This is a genomic window from Rossellomorea sp. GAMAL-10_SWC, from assembly GCF_049568075.1.
Taxonomy (GTDB): domain Bacteria; phylum Bacillota; class Bacilli; order Bacillales; family Bacillaceae_G; genus Gottfriedia.
This window is the reverse complement of sequence record NZ_CP144911.1, coordinates 4,117,847-4,135,035: the sequence shown is the minus strand read 5'-3', so window position 1 is coordinate 4,135,035 and position 17,189 is coordinate 4,117,847. Positions and strand designations below refer to the sequence as shown.

The 17,189-nt window shown below is 38.8% G+C and carries 11 protein-coding genes, 5 tRNA genes and 3 rRNA genes; 16 read left to right on the top strand and 3 right to left on the bottom strand.

The window, feature by feature from the left end:
• Window positions 1-85 precede the first annotated feature (85 nt).
• The 3 genes from V5E38_RS19950 to V5E38_RS19940 all read left to right on the top strand — a co-directional run bounded on the left by V5E38_RS19950 (window position 86) and on the right by V5E38_RS19940 (window position 2,734).
• The gene (locus V5E38_RS19950; RefSeq protein WP_499211273.1) at window positions 86-1,099 is read left to right on the top strand and encodes an SIS domain-containing protein; all 1,014 of its coding nucleotides are present in this window, start codon (window positions 86-88) and stop codon (window positions 1,097-1,099) included.
• 63 nt (window positions 1,100-1,162) lie between these two features.
• Window positions 1,163-1,945: a carbohydrate kinase family protein gene (frlD, locus tag V5E38_RS19945; protein WP_499211272.1), complete on the top strand. Its 783-nt coding sequence runs from the start codon at window positions 1,163-1,165 to the stop codon at window positions 1,943-1,945.
• A gap of 60 nt (window positions 1,946-2,005) precedes the next feature.
• Window positions 2,006-2,734: a GntR family transcriptional regulator gene (locus V5E38_RS19940; protein WP_499211271.1), complete on the top strand. Its 729-nt coding sequence runs from the start codon at window positions 2,006-2,008 to the stop codon at window positions 2,732-2,734.
• A 76-nt stretch (window positions 2,735-2,810) separates the two neighbouring features.
• Here the strand turns inward: V5E38_RS19940 and V5E38_RS19935 are convergent, their stop codons facing one another.
• Window positions 2,811-3,629: a M15 family metallopeptidase gene (locus V5E38_RS19935; protein ID WP_499211270.1), complete on the bottom strand. Its 819-nt coding sequence runs from the start codon at window positions 3,627-3,629 to the stop codon at window positions 2,811-2,813.
• Window positions 3,630-3,746: 117 nt separating this feature from the next.
• Complete coding sequence (gene cls / locus V5E38_RS19930) at window positions 3,747-5,192, bottom strand: cardiolipin synthase (RefSeq protein WP_097978952.1); 1,446 nt, start codon at window positions 5,190-5,192, stop codon at window positions 3,747-3,749.
• 557 nt (window positions 5,193-5,749) lie between these two features.
• On the opposite strand from cls, the gene V5E38_RS19925 reads away from it, so the two are divergent.
• The 12 genes from V5E38_RS19925 to tsaD all read left to right on the top strand — a co-directional run bounded on the left by V5E38_RS19925 (window position 5,750) and on the right by tsaD (window position 14,238).
• Window positions 5,750-5,826 (top strand) — tRNA-Arg (locus V5E38_RS19925).
• A 5-nt stretch (window positions 5,827-5,831) separates the two neighbouring features.
• Window positions 5,832-5,908: transfer RNA gene (locus V5E38_RS19920), tRNA-Pro, on the top strand.
• 5 nt (window positions 5,909-5,913) lie between these two features.
• Window positions 5,914-5,987: transfer RNA gene (locus V5E38_RS19915), tRNA-Gly, on the top strand.
• Window positions 5,988-6,069: 82 nt separating this feature from the next.
• Window positions 6,070-7,619, top strand: a 16S ribosomal RNA gene (locus tag V5E38_RS19910).
• 153 nt (window positions 7,620-7,772) lie between these two features.
• Window positions 7,773-10,710: ribosomal RNA gene (locus V5E38_RS19905) — 23S ribosomal RNA — on the top strand.
• Between the two features lie 57 nt (window positions 10,711-10,767).
• Window positions 10,768-10,883: ribosomal RNA gene (rrf, locus tag V5E38_RS19900) — 5S ribosomal RNA — on the top strand.
• The 16S, 23S and 5S rRNA genes sit together here with 5 tRNA genes alongside, the layout of an rRNA operon.
• A 181-nt stretch (window positions 10,884-11,064) precedes the next feature.
• A tRNA-Met gene (locus tag V5E38_RS19895) sits at window positions 11,065-11,141 on the top strand.
• Between the two features lie 4 nt (window positions 11,142-11,145).
• A tRNA-Asp gene (locus tag V5E38_RS19890) sits at window positions 11,146-11,221 on the top strand.
• A 395-nt stretch (window positions 11,222-11,616) separates the two neighbouring features.
• Window positions 11,617-12,084, top strand: coding sequence for a tRNA (adenosine(37)-N6)-threonylcarbamoyltransferase complex ATPase subunit type 1 TsaE (gene tsaE, locus V5E38_RS19885; RefSeq protein WP_499211269.1), 468 nt, complete (start codon window positions 11,617-11,619; stop codon window positions 12,082-12,084).
• Window positions 12,065-12,757 (top strand): tRNA threonylcarbamoyladenosine biosynthesis protein TsaB, encoded by a 693-nt coding sequence (gene tsaB, locus V5E38_RS19880; protein ID WP_499211268.1) that lies wholly within the window; start codon window positions 12,065-12,067, stop codon window positions 12,755-12,757. Before tsaE ends, tsaB begins: the two co-directional genes overlap by 20 nt.
• Window positions 12,758-12,766: 9 nt before the next feature.
• Window positions 12,767-13,219: a GNAT family protein gene (gene rimI / locus V5E38_RS19875; protein WP_499211267.1), complete on the top strand. Its 453-nt coding sequence runs from the start codon at window positions 12,767-12,769 to the stop codon at window positions 13,217-13,219.
• Window positions 13,216-14,238 (top strand): tRNA (adenosine(37)-N6)-threonylcarbamoyltransferase complex transferase subunit TsaD, encoded by a 1,023-nt coding sequence (tsaD, locus tag V5E38_RS19870; RefSeq protein WP_420488318.1) that lies wholly within the window; start codon window positions 13,216-13,218, stop codon window positions 14,236-14,238. The genes rimI and tsaD overlap by 4 nt, the downstream gene beginning before the upstream one ends.
• A 215-nt stretch (window positions 14,239-14,453) precedes the next feature.
• Here tsaD and V5E38_RS19865 read toward each other — a convergent pair whose 3' ends face one another.
• On the bottom strand, window positions 14,454-16,379 hold the full coding sequence (locus V5E38_RS19865; RefSeq protein WP_499211266.1) for an ABC-F family ATP-binding cassette domain-containing protein: 1,926 nt from the start codon (window positions 16,377-16,379) through the stop codon (window positions 14,454-14,456).
• Between the two features lie 161 nt (window positions 16,380-16,540).
• Here V5E38_RS19865 and V5E38_RS19860 point away from each other — a divergent pair, with 161 nt between their 5' ends.
• Window positions 16,541-17,167, top strand: coding sequence for a redox-sensing transcriptional repressor Rex (locus V5E38_RS19860; RefSeq protein WP_025672092.1), 627 nt, complete (start codon window positions 16,541-16,543; stop codon window positions 17,165-17,167).
• The last annotated feature ends 22 nt before the right edge of the window (window positions 17,168-17,189 follow it).

Sequence of the window (17,189 nt, the reverse complement as noted above, 5' to 3'; positions counted from 1 at the left end):
TTTAATTTTTTGAAAAATCTTGCTTTATTTGTTATATTTAATTATAATACAAGACATAACAAATATAATTTAGGGGGATCTAACCATGTTAAAATTTGATGAAGCGTTATTTTTAAAACTTGTAGAAAAAGAAGGACTTGCATTTAGAAGTAAAATTGAGGATATCGTCGATTCAATCTGTCAAAAAGGTTACAGCAATCTTTTCCTGATTGGTGCTGGCGGAACGATTGCAATGATGTATCCTTATAAATATATTTTAGAATCAAACTCAACGATCAATGTACATGCCGAAATCGCGGCGGAGTTTATGGTCATGAACAATAAGCATTTTTCAAAGGATTCAGTATGTATTTTCACCTCAGTTTCAGGGACAACACAAGAAACTGTTGCAGCAGCAGAGTTTTGTAAAGAAAGAGGAGCTACTACAATTGCATTAGTAGCGGAGCCAAATACTCCATTAACCCAGGTAGTAGATTACTGTATTACAACCGGCTCGGAAAAGCATTCCTTTGATACGTTCTTTATGTTGTTGTACATGGTAGTATTTCGCTTCATGTATAATAACAATGAATTTCCGCAATATGAACAGTTCACAAAAGAAGTTTCCTTGTTGCCACAAGCAATTTTAGCTGCTGTAAAAGACTTTGATAATAAGGCTGAGGAATTTGCTATTAAACATAAGGATACAGATTATCATATGATGGTGGGCTCAGGTAACTTGTGGGGTAACACTTATTCATACGCAATGTGTATTTTGGAGGAAATGCAATGGATTCATGCAAAGTCCATCCATGCAGCAGAGTTTTTCCATGGTACGCTTGAGCTAGTTGTTGAAGATACTAGTGTTATTTTACTTAAAGGAGAAGATGAAACAAGACCATTGATGGATCGTGTTGAAAGATTTGCTGAAAAAGTTACAAATCAATTAACTGTTATTGATACAAAGGACTTTGAATTGCAAGGCATTAGTGAGGAATTTAGAAAACATTTTTCTGTTAGCGTTAACTGGGCGGTCTTAAGTCGAATCAGTGTTTACCTGGAAAAGGAAAGAAACCACTCATTAGACCTAAGAAGATACTACCGCAAAGTAGAATATTAAAATATTTAGTGGGCACTACATAGTAGTGCTCGTTTCTTAGAATAAAAAGAAGGTTGGGATTAGATGAGAATTGTTACAGTCGGCGATAACTGTATGGATGTCTATCTTACAAACGAGAAAGTGTATCCTGGAGGAAATCCGGTAAATGTTGCTGTCTATTTAAAGGAGTTAGGGGCGGACTCTTCGTATATCGGGTGGGTTGGAAGTGATTCCTATGGTGAACAAATGATTAAGTCAATTCAAAGTAAGGGTGTCGATACATCGTTTATTTCTAAAAAGATAGGAAAAACAGCGGTTACCTATGTTGAATTGGTTAATAATGACCGTCATTTTGGAGATTACGATGAAGGAGTAATGGCACAGTTCACATTAACTGATGAAGAACTGGAGTTTATTCAAACCCATCAACTCGTCCACGCTGGTATATGGGGACATGTTGAGGAGTATTATCCACTTTTTAAACAAAAAGGCTTACTTACTGCATTTGATTTTTCAGACCAGTTAGAGCACGATTTAGTAAAGAAACTACCTAGTTATGTGGACTATTCCTTTTTTTCTTATAAAAAAGATGATGAATATATCAGGGGATTTTTAAAGGAGGTAAAAACAAAAGGTTCCAAGGTTGCTGTTGCTACGCTTGGAGAAAATGGATCTTTAGCTTTCGACGGGAAACATTTTTATCAATTTGGAGTATTGGAAGATAATGTAGTAGATACGATGGGAGCAGGAGATTCTTTCATAGCTGGTTTTCTTTTTGGTACTTTACAGGGCCATTCGATCCAACAGTGTTTGGAATTGGGGACTAAAACGGCTACAAAAACAATTGGATATTTAGGTGCATGGTGACGATGACTAGTCGGCAGTGTATAATAATGTTGAAAAACATTGACGGATAGGATGAAAATTATGAACCTAAATTCTTCAACCCCACAGCCTCTCTATATGCAGATTAGGCAAATGCTACAGAATGATATTCAACAAGGGAAATATAAACCAGATCAACAGATTCCCACAGAAGCTGAGCTTTGTGAAACGTATAATGTCAGTCGAATCACTATTCGAAAGGCTATTGAGGAATTAGTGAAGGATGGTACATTAACACGCATACCACGCAGGGGGACATTTGTAGCTTCGAATAAGTTTAATAATGAACTGCTATCTGTAAGCGGATTCTCGGAGTTTAGCCACCAACTAGGGATGATTCCAAATTCCCGAATCCTTAGAAGTGAAGTCATCCCTGCATCAAAGGATGTTGCAGAACATCTTAAAGTTGGAGAAGGAAGTCGCGTGCTAGAGCTTGAGCGACTTATGTATGTGAACGACCGTCCACTTTTTTATGATATTGCACATTACTCACTAATTCGTTTTCCTGATTTGGAAAAGAAAATTGCAACAGATGAATCCACATATAAAGTACTCTCAAAGGACTATAATACGGAAATCCTAAGCAACGATAAAATTATCGACGTAATCGGTGCGACAAAAGTATATGCTAATTACCTTGAATGCGATATAGGAGCCAATCTCTTTAAAATCCTAAAAATAGCCTATGATTCAAATGAGGAACCTGTCCACCTTTCAACATTTATGTGTGAAACAAGTAAAGTAACCTTAACCGTTCATCGCACAAAATAGAGATAATTCTATTTTAAATAGAATACATATTTTTATAAAAAAACTCACTTTTATTATTTAAAAGTGAGTTTTTGCATTAATAATTTGCAGGAATTACCTGGATAGCTTTAAATTTTTGATTATTATCTGAGTAATGCCACCATTCTTTAGAATAGCCTACAAAACCTACTTGTCTCATTGCCTTATCCATAATTTGATAATTCTTTTCCTGTTCACTGCTTCGTTTATAACTTCGAGATGCTCGTGAAGAAAAATCATCGAATTTAGATTGCATATGTACTTCTATTCCATCTAAAGTACATATTGTAATATCTACCGTTGCGCCAAGTTGGTGTCCACGGATATTTTTAGGATCAGGTTTAGCTACATAATTCGAATTAGGATATGCGTTCCAAAGTGTTTGTTGTGCAGATAAAGGACGATAAGCATCCCAAACTTTAATAGTATATCCTTGTTCTTTAAGGATTACGTTTGCTTTTGCTAACTTTTTTGCTGTGCTTGTCCTAAGTATTGCTTGACTAAAATTATAAATACGTTTGCCAGTAAAGTTATTAGTTGTGTTATATTTCAAGTCAACAATAATACTTTTATCTAATGATTTAACATTAGTGAACTCCGCCGTCACATATTCTCCATTTATAAATCCTGTTGATTTTTTAAACTTAATTTTATACCATCCATTGGAGTGTTTTTTAATAACCATTAAAAGTTGGCCTTTATTAACTGAACCAATCAACTTATATGATGTACTAGGCCCACTACGGACGTTTAATTTATTTGCAGTTACAGTATAAACTTTATTTGCTGCATATGTAGAAGTTGGATTTGTAAAGAAACTTATCGATAGGATTGAAAGAGTTATAAAAACTACAAATATTTTCTTAATAATTCTCATAATTTCACCTTCTTTACTTTTAACAATAACGATTATTCTACAGAAAAGCTCACATTACCTTTCAATTTGAAACTATAAGATAAAATAAAAAACATTACCGTTAAGTAATGTTTTTATTTACAATATTGGAGATAAGAGGCGAGAGATTGCTTCTTTTAACTTGATTATGACTGATCGCTCTTGATATTTTTCAATTGTAAGCTCACTACTATGTTTACTATCAAGTAAAAAAAGATTTTGTAGCTCAGAAGCTTTTTCTTCTGAATAGGTAATTGCGTTTATTTCAAAATTTAATTTAAAGCTACGTGTATCAATATTCGTAGTTCCTACCGAAGCTACTTCATGATCAACAACGATTGTTTTAGCATGTAAAAAACCATTCTCGTAAAGTAATATTTTTGCCCCATACGATAAAAGTTCTCCAGCGTACGATAGAGATGCCCAATACACGAATGGGTGATCAGGTTTACTTGGAATCATTATTCTTACATCGATACCGGATAAAATTGCGATTTTGCATGCGTCCATAATGCTTGTATCTGGAATAAAATACGGTGTTTGAATATAAACACATTTTTTGGCAGACATAATTAACTTAACATACATGTTTTTTAAGTGTTCTGTCTCTGAATTTGGTCCACTTGCAACTATTTGGATAGGGGTACTTCCAATATTTTTTTCATTATTAAATGAGAATTCTTCTATATTATGTATAGGTTGATTAGTAGCTTGTTGCCAGTCTAAAATAAATCTACCTTGAATTTGGTTAACTGATTCTCCCATTATACGAAAATGAGTGTCTCTCCAATAACCAAATTTTTGATCAATACCCAGATATTCATTTCCAATATTGAATCCTCCTATATAAGCAATTCTTCCATCAATAATACATAGTTTTCTGTGATTCCTATTATTTAATCGAAAATTGATTAGTCTTAAAAAAGAAGGGAAGAAAGCTCTTACCTCACCACCATGTTTAATAAGTTCTTTGAAAAAAGAAGGGGTGATTCTTTTTGAACCAATGTCATCATACAGGACTCGTACTTTCACACCTTCTGCCGCTTTTTTTGAAAGTTCATCTCTAAGTTTCTTTCCTAATGAATCACGCTGGATGATATAGTACTGGATATTAATTTCTTTTTGGGCAAGTTGGATGTCTTTAAATAGAGAATTAAATTTTTCGTGTCCATCTCGAAACGTGTGGATCTCGTTATCTATCGTTAATAAAGCGTTAGCTGATTTTAAATTCATCATAATTATTTGTGAATGCTTTGATAGTAGCTCATCTTGAAGAAAACTTTGATCATTATGAATTTTATTAGCTTGGTCTGTAACCGCCAATTGTAGATAAGTTCTTTCTTTGGTCGATAGATGGTAGAAATTCTTTTGTTTTAGCTGTCTACCTAAAAATAGATATAGTAAAAATCCCACTATAGGTATAAAAAGTAAGATCATTAACCACGCCCATGTGGCGACAACATCTCTTTTTTCAATAAACACTAGTACTCCTGCTAGAATTATATTGATGATAAGGAGGATTGTAAGAAAATTATTAATATCCATTTTTCACACTTCCTATTAGTTAAATTTCCTTATTTTAGTTTAATATCTTTTTTATGCTCATTAATAATATTTTTTATTTAAAAGTAAAAAGTATTCGAAAACACTTCATATTACATATTATCTATACCTATTCTATCTCGTTAAAAAATCAAAAAATGAAACATAGAACTTACTATGCGAAAAAGGAGTTGCTCTATTTTTATCAGGGTCTGTCCTTAAATTGTACTATAGTAATTCAGCTATTGTTGAGTAGTACTATGTCAGAAACGTTAAATATGTACTGATTAAAGCTACATTAATAAGTTAAAAAGGCTCTAAAACCAGTAAAATCAAATAGGTAAATAAACTCGTGCTTTTTTTTATTTAAAAAGTGTTGACATTGAATGTTCGATGCTTTAATATAGTTTAAGTCACGTCAGACAAGTTAACGCAGTCAACGAGAGCTTATCGTAGTAAGCTTTTAAAGTTTAAAAAAACTTTTAAAAAAGTGTTGACATGAACAGTTGGATGTTATAAACTGTAAAAGTCGCTAACGAAGACGACACACTTTACAATATGCGCCCGTAGCTCAATTGGATAGAGCGTTTGACTACGGATCAAAAGGTTATGGGTTCGAGTCCTTTCGGGCGCGCCATATTACGGGAAGTGGCTCAGCTTGGTAGAGCACCTGGTTTGGGACCAGGGGGTCGCAGGTTCAAATCCTGTCTTCCCGACCATTTTCGCGGGTGTAGTTTAATGGTAAAATAGAAGCCTTCCAAGCTTCGGTCGTGGGTTCGATTCCCATCACCCGCTCCATTATGAACTTTGAAAACTAAACAAAACATGAAGTAAACGTCAATTATTAGTTTTTTGAGCAATACAAGATTTAAACTTAACTTTTATGGAGAGTTTGATCCTGGCTCAGGACGAACGCTGGCGGCGTGCCTAATACATGCAAGTCGAGCGGACTAATGGGAGCTTGCTCCCGTTAGTTAGCGGCGGACGGGTGAGTAACACGTGGGCAACCTACCTGTAAGACTGGGATAACTTCGGGAAACCGGAGCTAATACCGGATGATATAAAGGAACTCCTGTTCCTTTATTGAAAGATGGCTTCGGCTATCACTTACAGATGGGCCCGCGGCGCATTAGCTAGTTGGTGAGGTAACGGCTCACCAAGGCGACGATGCGTAGCCGACCTGAGAGGGTGATCGGCCACACTGGGACTGAGACACGGCCCAGACTCCTACGGGAGGCAGCAGTAGGGAATCTTCCGCAATGGACGAAAGTCTGACGGAGCAACGCCGCGTGAGCGATGAAGGCCTTCGGGTCGTAAAGCTCTGTTGTTAGGGAAGAATAAGTGCTAGTTGAATAAGCTGGCACCTTGACGGTACCTAACCAGAAAGCCACGGCTAACTACGTGCCAGCAGCCGCGGTAATACGTAGGTGGCAAGCGTTGTCCGGAATTATTGGGCGTAAAGCGCGCGCAGGCGGTTTCTTAAGTCTGATGTGAAAGCCCCCGGCTCAACCGGGGAGGGTCATTGGAAACTGGGAAACTTGAGTGCAGAAGAGGAAAGTGGAATTCCAAGTGTAGCGGTGAAATGCGTAGAGATTTGGAGGAACACCAGTGGCGAAGGCGACTTTCTGGTCTGTAACTGACGCTGAGGCGCGAAAGCGTGGGGAGCAAACAGGATTAGATACCCTGGTAGTCCACGCTGTAAACGATGAGTGCTAAGTGTTAGAGGGTTTCCGCCCTTTAGTGCTGAAGTTAACGCATTAAGCACTCCGCCTGGGGAGTACGGTCGCAAGACTGAAACTCAAAGGAATTGACGGGGGCCCGCACAAGTGGTGGAGCATGTGGTTTAATTCGAAGCAACGCGAAGAACCTTACCAGGTCTTGACATCCTCTGACAACCCTAGAGATAGGGCTTTCCCTTCGGGGACAGAGTGACAGGTGGTGCATGGTTGTCGTCAGCTCGTGTCGTGAGATGTTGGGTTAAGTCCCGCAACGAGCGCAACCCTTGATCTTAGTTGCCAGCATTTAGTTGGGCACTCTAAGGTGACTGCCGGTGACAAACCGGAGGAAGGTGGGGATGACGTCAAATCATCATGCCCCTTATGACCTGGGCTACACACGTGCTACAATGGATAGTACAAAGGGTTGCAAGACCGCGAGGTGGAGCTAATCCCATAAAACTATTCTCAGTTCGGATTGTAGGCTGCAACTCGCCTACATGAAGCCGGAATCACTAGTAATCGCGGATCAGCATGCCGCGGTGAATACGTTCCCGGGCCTTGTACACACCGCCCGTCACACCACGAGAGTTTGTAACACCCGAAGTCGGTGGGGTAACCTTTTAGGGGCCAGCCGCCTAAGGTGGGACAGATGATTGGGGTGAAGTCGTAACAAGGTAGCCGTATCGGAAGGTGCGGCTGGATCACCTCCTTTCTATGGAGACATCATGAACCGATGGTTCATGTATGAAAATGTTTCTTCATTGTTTTGTTTAGTTTTGAGAGTTCACTCTCAACTTTGTACCTTGAAAACTAGATAATGTCATTCATTAAACTGCGTAAGTTTAATTCAATTAGTTTTAAAATTAGTTAAGTTAGAAAGGGCGCACGGTGGATGCCTTGGCACTAGGAGTCGATGAAGGACGGGACTAACACCGATATGCTTCGGGGAGCTGTAAGTAAGCTTTGATCCGGAGATTTCCGAATGGGGAAACCCACTACTCGTAATGGAGTAGTATCTTTACCTGAATACATAGGGTACTGAGGACAGACCCAGGGAACTGAAACATCTAAGTACCTGGAGGAATAGAAAGCAATAGCGATTTCCTGAGTAGCGGCGAGCGAAACGGAAGATAGCCCAAACCAAGAGGCTTGCCTCTTGGGGTTGTAGGACACTCTATACGGAGTTACAAAGGAACGGGGTAAATGAAGCGACCTGGAAAGGTCCGTCAAAGAAGGTAAAAACCCTGTAGTTGAAACCTCGTTCCCTCTTGAGTGGATCCTGAGTACGGCGGAACACGTGAAATTCCGTCGGAATCTGGGAGGACCATCTCCCAAGGCTAAATACTACCTAGTGACCGATAGTGAACCAGTACCGTGAGGGAAAGGTGAAAAGCACCCCGGAAGGGGAGTGAAAGAGAACCTGAAACCGTGTGCTTACAAATAGTCAGAGCTCGTTAACGAGTGATGGCGTGCCTTTTGTAGAATGAACCGGCGAGTTACGATCCCGTGCAAGGTTAAGTTGAAGAGACGGAGCCGCAGCGAAAGCGAGTCTGAATAGGGCGATATAGTACGTGGTCGTAGACCCGAAACCGAGTGATCTACCCATGTCCAGGATGAAGTTCAGGTAACACTGAATGGAGGTCCGAACCCACGCACGTTGAAAAGTGCGGGGATGAGGTGTGGGTAGCGGAGAAATTCCAATCGAACTCGGAGATAGCTGGTTCTCCCCGAAATAGCTTTAGGGCTAGCCTTATGTGTTAGAGTCTTGGAGGTAGAGCACTGATTGGACTAGGGGCCCCCAACGGGTTACCGAATTCAGTCAAACTCCGAATGCCAATGACTTATCCATAGGAGTCAGACTACGAGTGATAAGATCCGTGGTCAAGAGGGAAACAGCCCAGACCGCCAGCTAAGGTCCCAAAGTATACGTTAAGTGGAAAAGGATGTGGAGTTGCTTAGACAACCAGGATGTTGGCTTAGAAGCAGCCACCATTTAAAGAGTGCGTAATAGCTCACTGGTCGAGTGACTCTGCGCCGAAAATGTAACGGGGCTAAACGTATCACCGAAGCTGCGGATTGATACCGTATGGTATCAGTGGTAGGGGAGCGTTCTAAGGGCGTTGAAGCTAGATCGTAAGGACTGGTGGAGCGCTTAGAAGTGAGAATGCCGGTATGAGTAGCGAAAGACGGGTGAGAATCCCGTCCACCGTATGCCTAAGGTTTCCTGGGGAAGGCTCGTCCTCCCAGGGTTAGTCAGGACCTAAGCCGAGGCCGACAGGCGTAGGCGATGGACAACAGGTTGATATTCCTGTACCACCTCATTTCCGTTTGAGCAATGGAGGGACGCAGAAAGATAGGGTAAGCGCGCTGCTGGATATGCGCGTCCAAGCAATTAGGCTGATGTGTAGGCAAATCCGCACATCATAAGGCTGAGTTGTGATGGCGAGGGAAATATAGTACCGAAGTTCCTGATTCTACGCTGCCAAGAAAAGCTTCTAGCGAGGAAATAGGTGCCTGTACCGCAAACCGACACAGGTAGGCGAGGAGAGAATCCTAAGGTGAGCGAGAGAACTATGGTTAAGGAACTCGGCAAAATGACCCCGTAACTTCGGGAGAAGGGGTGCTCTTTTGGGTGTATGCCCGGGAGAGCCGCAGTGAAAAGGCCCAAGCGACTGTTTAGCAAAAACACAGGTCTCTGCGAAGCCGCAAGGCGAAGTATAGGGGCTGACGCCTGCCCGGTGCTGGAAGGTTAAGAGGAGGGGTTATCCCTTACGGGAGAAGCTCTGAATTGAAGCCCCAGTAAACGGCGGCCGTAACTATAACGGTCCTAAGGTAGCGAAATTCCTTGTCGGGTAAGTTCCGACCCGCACGAAAGGCGTAACGATTTGGGCACTGTCTCAACCATAGACTCGGTGAAATTATAGTACCTGTGAAGATGCAGGTTACCCGCGACAGGACGGAAAGACCCCGTGGAGCTTTACTGCAGCTTGATATTGAATTTTGGTACAGCTTGTACAGGATAGGTAGGAGCCTGAGAAGCCGGAGCGCTAGCTTCGGTGGAGGCGTCGGTGGGATACTACCCTGGCTGTATTGAAATTCTAACCTAGAGCCGTGATCCGGCTCGGAGACAGTGTCAGGTGGGCAGTTTGACTGGGGCGGTCGCCTCCTAAAGAGTAACGGAGGCGCCCAAAGGTTCCCTCAGAATGGTTGGAAATCATTCGAAGAGTGTAAAGGCATAAGGGAGCTTGACTGCGAGACCTACAAGTCGAGCAGGGACGAAAGTCGGGCTTAGTGATCCGGTGGTTCCGCATGGAAGGGCCATCGCTCAACGGATAAAAGCTACCCCGGGGATAACAGGCTTATCTCCCCCAAGAGTCCACATCGACGGGGAGGTTTGGCACCTCGATGTCGGCTCATCGCATCCTGGGGCTGTAGTCGGTCCCAAGGGTTGGGCTGTTCGCCCATTAAAGCGGTACGCGAGCTGGGTTCAGAACGTCGTGAGACAGTTCGGTCCCTATCCGTCGTGGGCGCAGGAAATTTGAGAGGAGCTGTCCTTAGTACGAGAGGACCGGGATGGACACACCGCTGGTGTACCAGTTGTTCTGCCAAGAGCATGGCTGGGTAGCTATGTGTGGAAGGGATAAGTGCTGAAAGCATCTAAGCATGAAGCCCCCCTCAAGATGAGATTTCCCATAGCGTTAAGCTAGTAAGACCCCTGAGAGACGATCAGGTTGATAGGTCAGAGGTGGAAGCGTGGTGACACGTGGAGCTGACTGATACTAATCGGTCGAGGACTTAACTAACAAGTTTGATGATGACATTATCTAGTTTTGAGGGTACGAAGTACAACTCAATACAAATCAGGTGATTATGGCAAAGAGGTCACACCCGTTCCCATACCGAACACGGCAGTTAAGCTCTTTTGCGTCGATGGTAGTTGGGGGTTTCCCCCTGTGAGAGTAGAACGTCGCCTGGTTTGGATTTTTTATGGAAATACATTATTTCCACATTATCGCGGGGTGGAGCACGAACGAATATGCTTCGAAGTAATTACTTCAGCATACCAATCGAGCCGCTACTTGTATTAACATCCTGAGATTGGGATGGTCTTAACAGGTTAAACTTCATGGTTTTAAATTAAATTGTTTTCTCATTATCGCGGGGTGGAGCAGTCTGGTAGCTCGTCGGGCTCATAACCCGAAGGTCGCAGGTTCAAATCCTGTCCCCGCAACCAAAATGGTCCCGTGGTGTAGCGGTTAACATGCCTGCCTGTCACGCAGGAGATCGCCGGTTCGATCCCGGTCGGGACCGCCATACATACGATTCTTAAAACGAAACAAAAAATTGTTTCGTTTTTTTTATTATATTGGAAATGTGTAATATATAATTAGACCTTATTTGTAAGATTATTACTTATAACGATAACTGTTTAAAACAGAATCTGACACAAGCAAAGACTGCCTAACTCAAACTTAATTTGGAAGCTTAGGTAGAGGTTACAAGGAGCCTATGCGACTAGAAGACACTGTTTACGGCATGCAAAAAGCGGGATAAGTAACAAAAGAAAAGAAAACAACCTAATGTAAATTTCAATAATTAATTTAAACTATTCAAAAGAATATTACTGTTTGACATTCGCTTAATGTTTTGAAATGATATAATATGGCAAAGTTAGAAATAGACGAGTTAGAATTTTGGTGGTGAAGTAATTGGAAATTGTTTTACATACAAATACTGAGGAAGAAACTCAAGAAATTGCATTTTTTCTCGGACAACTAGTGCAACAAAAAGATGTAATATTATTAGAAGGAGACCTTGGTGCTGGAAAGACCACTTTTACAAAAGGATTTGCTAAAGGTCTTGATGTAAAAAGAACGGTTAATAGCCCAACTTTTAATATTATTAAAGAATATAAAGGTAGAATTCCTCTATATCATATGGATGTTTATCGTTTAGAAGGTAGTAGTGAAGATTTAGGCTTTGATGAGTATTTTATGGGTGAAGGTGTTTGTGTTGTAGAATGGGCTCATTTAATTTCAGATTACTTACCAAATGAATTCTTAAAAATCATAATAACTCATGAAGAAAATGGTAGAATGATTACTTTTATTCCAAGTGGATCTAGGTATGAATTTATTTGTAAGGAGTTAATAAAAAATGACCGTTTTAGCAATTGATACATCTACAAATGTTATGGGGATTAGTCTAATAAAAGATCAATCTGTTATTGGAGAAACGATAACATTTATTAATAAAAACCATTCTGTACGATTAATGCCAGCAATTAGTACTTTAATGGAAGAATGCAATATAAAACCAAAGGAACTATCTAAAATAGTAGTTGCAAAAGGTCCAGGCTCTTATACAGGTGTACGCATTGGTGTCACTGTGGCTAAATCATTAGCTTTCACTTTAAATATCCCAATAATCGGAGTATCAAGTTTGAAGGTATTGGCTGCTAACGGGCGATATTTTAATGGATTAGTTTGCCCATTATTTGATGCAAGACGCAACTTATTATTTACTGGTCTTTATGATTTTAGAGGGCAGGTTACTAATGAGGTATTAGAAGACTGCAATATTGACCGAAGTATATGGATTGAAAAGCTTCAATCTTATAATGAACAAATCTTATTTATTGGTAATGATGTATCAATTCATAAAGAATTTATTATTGAGCATTTAAAAGATAAAGCTGTCTTTGCAAAAGAAAGTATGAATAACCAGAGACCAAGTGAACTGTTTACATGTAGCTTAGAAGAAAAAGAAGAATCAGTTCATAATTTTGCACCAGAATATTTAAGATTATCAGAAGCAGAAGCTAATTGGCTAGCAAGCCAAGAAAAGTAGGAGGATATTATGATCTCATCGGTTGCTTTTCGTAAAATGAAAGAAGAAGATTTAGATCAAATAGTAGAAATTGAAAAACAATCATTCCCTACACCATGGACATATGATGCTTTTTATAATGAGTTGTATTCGAATCAATTTGCCAATTATATAGTGGCTGAAGTTGATGAGAAAATAATAGGTTATTGTGGATTATGGGTGGTCATTGACGAGGGACATATTACAAATATAGCTATTTTGCCAGATTATAGAGGAGTAGGTCTTGGCGAAAAGTTACTTTGTGCGGTAATGGAAACTGCTAAAAATCTTGGAGCAGATACATTAACATTAGAAGTTAGGGTATCGAATCATGTAGCAATGGGACTATATCGAAAGCTGGGCTTCCAAGATGGTGGTATTCGAAAAAGCTATTATACAGATAATTTTGAGGATGCATTAGTTATGTGGGTGAATTTGAAATGATAAATGAAAATTGTTTAATTCTTGCTATAGAGACAAGCTGTGATGAAACTTCAGCAGCAGTTGTTAAAAACGGAAATGAAATTTTAAGTAATGTAGTAGCTACTCAGATAGATATCCACAAACGTTTTGGTGGAGTTGTACCTGAAGTTGCATCACGATTACATGTTGAACAAATAACTTTAGTAATCGAAGAAGCAATGAAGCAGGCACAGGTAGAATATGAAGATCTAGCTGCCGTTGCAGTTACAGAAGGTCCAGGACTGGTTGGAGCGTTACTAATTGGGGTCAATGCGGCAAAAGCAATTGCATTTGCACATGGATTACCGCTTATAGGAGTACACCACATTGCGGGTCATATTTATGCTAATCAACTTGTACAGCCCCTGCAATATCCACTATTAGCATTAGTAGTTTCTGGTGGACATACGGAGCTTGTCTACATGAAGGAAGATGGCATTTTTGAGGTAATAGGTGAAACAAGGGATGATGCAGCAGGAGAAGCTTATGATAAGGTCGCTAGAACACTTAAATTACCTTATCCAGGTGGTCCTCACATTGATCGTCTAGCACAAGAAGGTAATGCGACTATTCCTTTTCCTAGAGCTTGGTTAGAAGAGGGTAGCTATGATTTTAGTTTTAGTGGATTAAAGTCAGCAGTTATTAATTATATGCATAATGCCGAGCAAAGAGGCGAGGAAGTATCACCTGCGGATGTCGCAGCAAGCTTCCAAGAGAGCGTAATTGAAGTAATTGTTTCAAAAACAATTCAAGCTGCAAAAGAATATAATGTAAAACAAGTTTTATTAGCCGGAGGAGTGGCAGCTAATAAAGGATTGAGAGCTACATTACAAGAAGAGATGAATGCTTTGAGTAATATAGAATTAGTTATACCACCACTATCACTTTGTACAGATAATGCTGCGATGATTGGTGCTGCTGCATTTATCCGTTTAAAACAAGGAAAACTAGGTAATTTGGCATTAAACGGGAATCCAGGTTTGGATTTAGAGAATATGTAAGAAGTACTTATTCACAATTTTTTAATAAAATGTGGATAAGTACTTTTTATTTGTTAAAAACTTATTAAACTATGTGTACAAAATTGTGTATAACATTACTGTTTTTCTGTGGATAATGTGTATAAACCTGTGTAAAAGCTAAATGATGATTGAATATATGTGGATAAATATGTAGATAAGAAAAACGGATAGCAAAAAGCTTATCCGTTTAGTCATTAATCTTGTAAGTTCTCCCATTCTTCCATTAGGTCTATTAACTTAGCTTCGATCTCATTTTTCTTATTTGTTAATTCTTGTACTAATTGAAAATCACCATAAACTTCTGGCTTACATAATTCTAGTTCGATCGTCTCTATATCAAGCTCAAATTGCGATATATTACTTTCAATTTCCTCTATTCGGCGCTGAGTTTGACGTAGTTTTTTCTTCAATTCTTTGTCTTGTTGATAATCAGAAATTGGTTGAGAGGATTGTTTAACCTGTGCTAATGTAGCCTCTTTTTCTGCTTGTTCTTTTTCAAATGCTTCGTTTTTCTTAAATTGGTAATAGTCATAATCACCCAAATAAATTGATAATCCTGCTTTTGCTAGTTCAAAAGTTTTTGTGGATAATCTGTTCATAAAGTAACGATCATGAGAAACAAATAAAATCGTTCCAGGGTAGTCTAATAAAGCATTTTCTAACACTTCTTTACTATCTAAATCTAAGTGGTTAGTAGGCTCATCAAGAATTAGGAAATTAGCTTTTTTCATCATAAGCTTAGCCAAAGCTAATCTTGCTTTTTCTCCACCACTTAAAGAGGTAACAATCTTTGTCACGTCATCTCCAGAAAATAAAAAGTTCCCTAATATTGTTCGAATTTCTTGTTCGGGCTTTAATGGATAATCATCCCAAAGTTCGTCTAATACTCTTTTATTAGAAGTTAGTTTTGCTTGCTCTTGATCATAATATCCAACCGAAACGTTTGCACCAAAATCAATCGTTCCCTGTAATTTTTCTAAATCTCCTATAATCGTTTTAAGTAATGTCGATTTACCAACACCATTTGGACCGACTAAAGCAACACTATCGCCTCGATTCAGTACGAATCTCATCGGCTCATCAATTGTTGGGATACGATCATAGCCAATAAATAAATCTTGTACAGACAACACATCATTACCGCTTTGTTTTTCAATTGTAAATGAAAAATTAGCCGAAGATTCGTCTCCAAGTGGCCTGTCTAATCGAACCATACGATCTAATTGTTTCCTACGACTTTGAGCTCTTTTGGTAGTTGAAGCACGCGCAATATTACGCTGCACAAAATCTTCAAGTTTAGAGATTTCCTCTTGTTGCTTTTCGAACTGTTTTAACTCTTGTTCATATTGAGCTGCTTTTAGATCAAGGTACTTACTATAATTACCAACAAATCGTTGATGCTTATGATTAGATATTTCATAAACAATATTAACAACTTGATCAAGGAAATATCGATCGTGGGAAACGATTAATACAGCACCAGGGTATGACTGTAAGTAGCGCTCCAACCAACTTAGAGTGTCAATATCTAAATGGTTCGTAGGCTCATCCAGGATTAACAAATCAGGCTTTGTCAATAATAGCTTACCTAATGCCAGTCTCGTCTTTTGTCCACCGCTTAACGAAGAAATTTTTGTTTCGTAATCTTCATTACTAAAACCTAAACCACTAATTATTGAACGAATATCTGCTTCAAACTGGTAACCACCGTTTTCTTTGAAAGTATATTGAAGATGATCATATTCATTCATAACCTTGTCATAAACGGCTTGATTTGAGTAGACATCCTCTCTAGTCATTTTAACTTCTAATTTTCTCATATTGTCCTGCATCTCTACTAAATGATTAAATACAGAATAATATTCTTCCCAAATCGTTTTATCGCTTTGTAAACCAGAGTTTTGGGCTAGGTAGCCTACAGTAACGTCTTTAGGTTTATTTATTTCACCGCCATCATAGGATATTTCGCCTGCTATGATTTTCAATAATGTAGATTTTCCCGCACCATTACGTCCAACTATGGCAACTCGATCACTCGTTTGAACTTCTAATTTTATATTTGAAAGTATAATGTCACTACCAAAATACTTTGAGACATTATTTACTTGTAAAAGAATCATGGATAACACCTCATTGCAAAATTTTTTATGTATGTAACTGTAGACTGTCAAAATTCTTAAATATAGTGTATATTTTACATTAGAACAAGTACTTTATTACTAAAATAAAGTCAAATTACACACCATAGTAAAAAGAATTACAGTAAGTGGGGGATTAAAAAATGGATTCGGAACAAATTAAAATTCCACAAGCTACTGCTAAACGTCTACCTTTATATTACCGTTTTATAAAGAATTTGTCTTTATCAGGTAAACAAAGAGTTTCTTCAGCAGAGTTAAGTGAAGCAGTAAAGGTAGATTCCGCTACAATTAGAAGAGATTTTTCATATTTTGGAGCACTCGGTAAAAAAGGTTATGGCTATAACGTAAATTATTTATTAACTTTTTTCTCGAAAGCGCTTAACCAGCATGAAGTTATGAAAGTTGCATTAATTGGTGTTGGTAATTTAGGAACAGCATTCTTACACTATAATTTTATAAAAAATAATAATACAAAAATTGAGATGGCATTTGATATTGATCCAAATAAAATTGGTACTGAAATAGGTGGAGTACCCGTTTATAATCTAGATAATCTAGAGGAAGTTATGAATGAAGATATCCAAATCGTTATTTTAACTGTTCCTGCACCTGTAGCACAATCAATAGCTGATCGATTAAATGGAAAAAATATTAGAGGAATCTTAAATTTCACACCTGCACGAATTAGTGTACCAGAACATATTCGCATTCATCATATAGACTTAGCAGTTGAACTGCAAACATTGGCATATTTTTTACAACAATAAATTCATATCAAAATAAAAACCC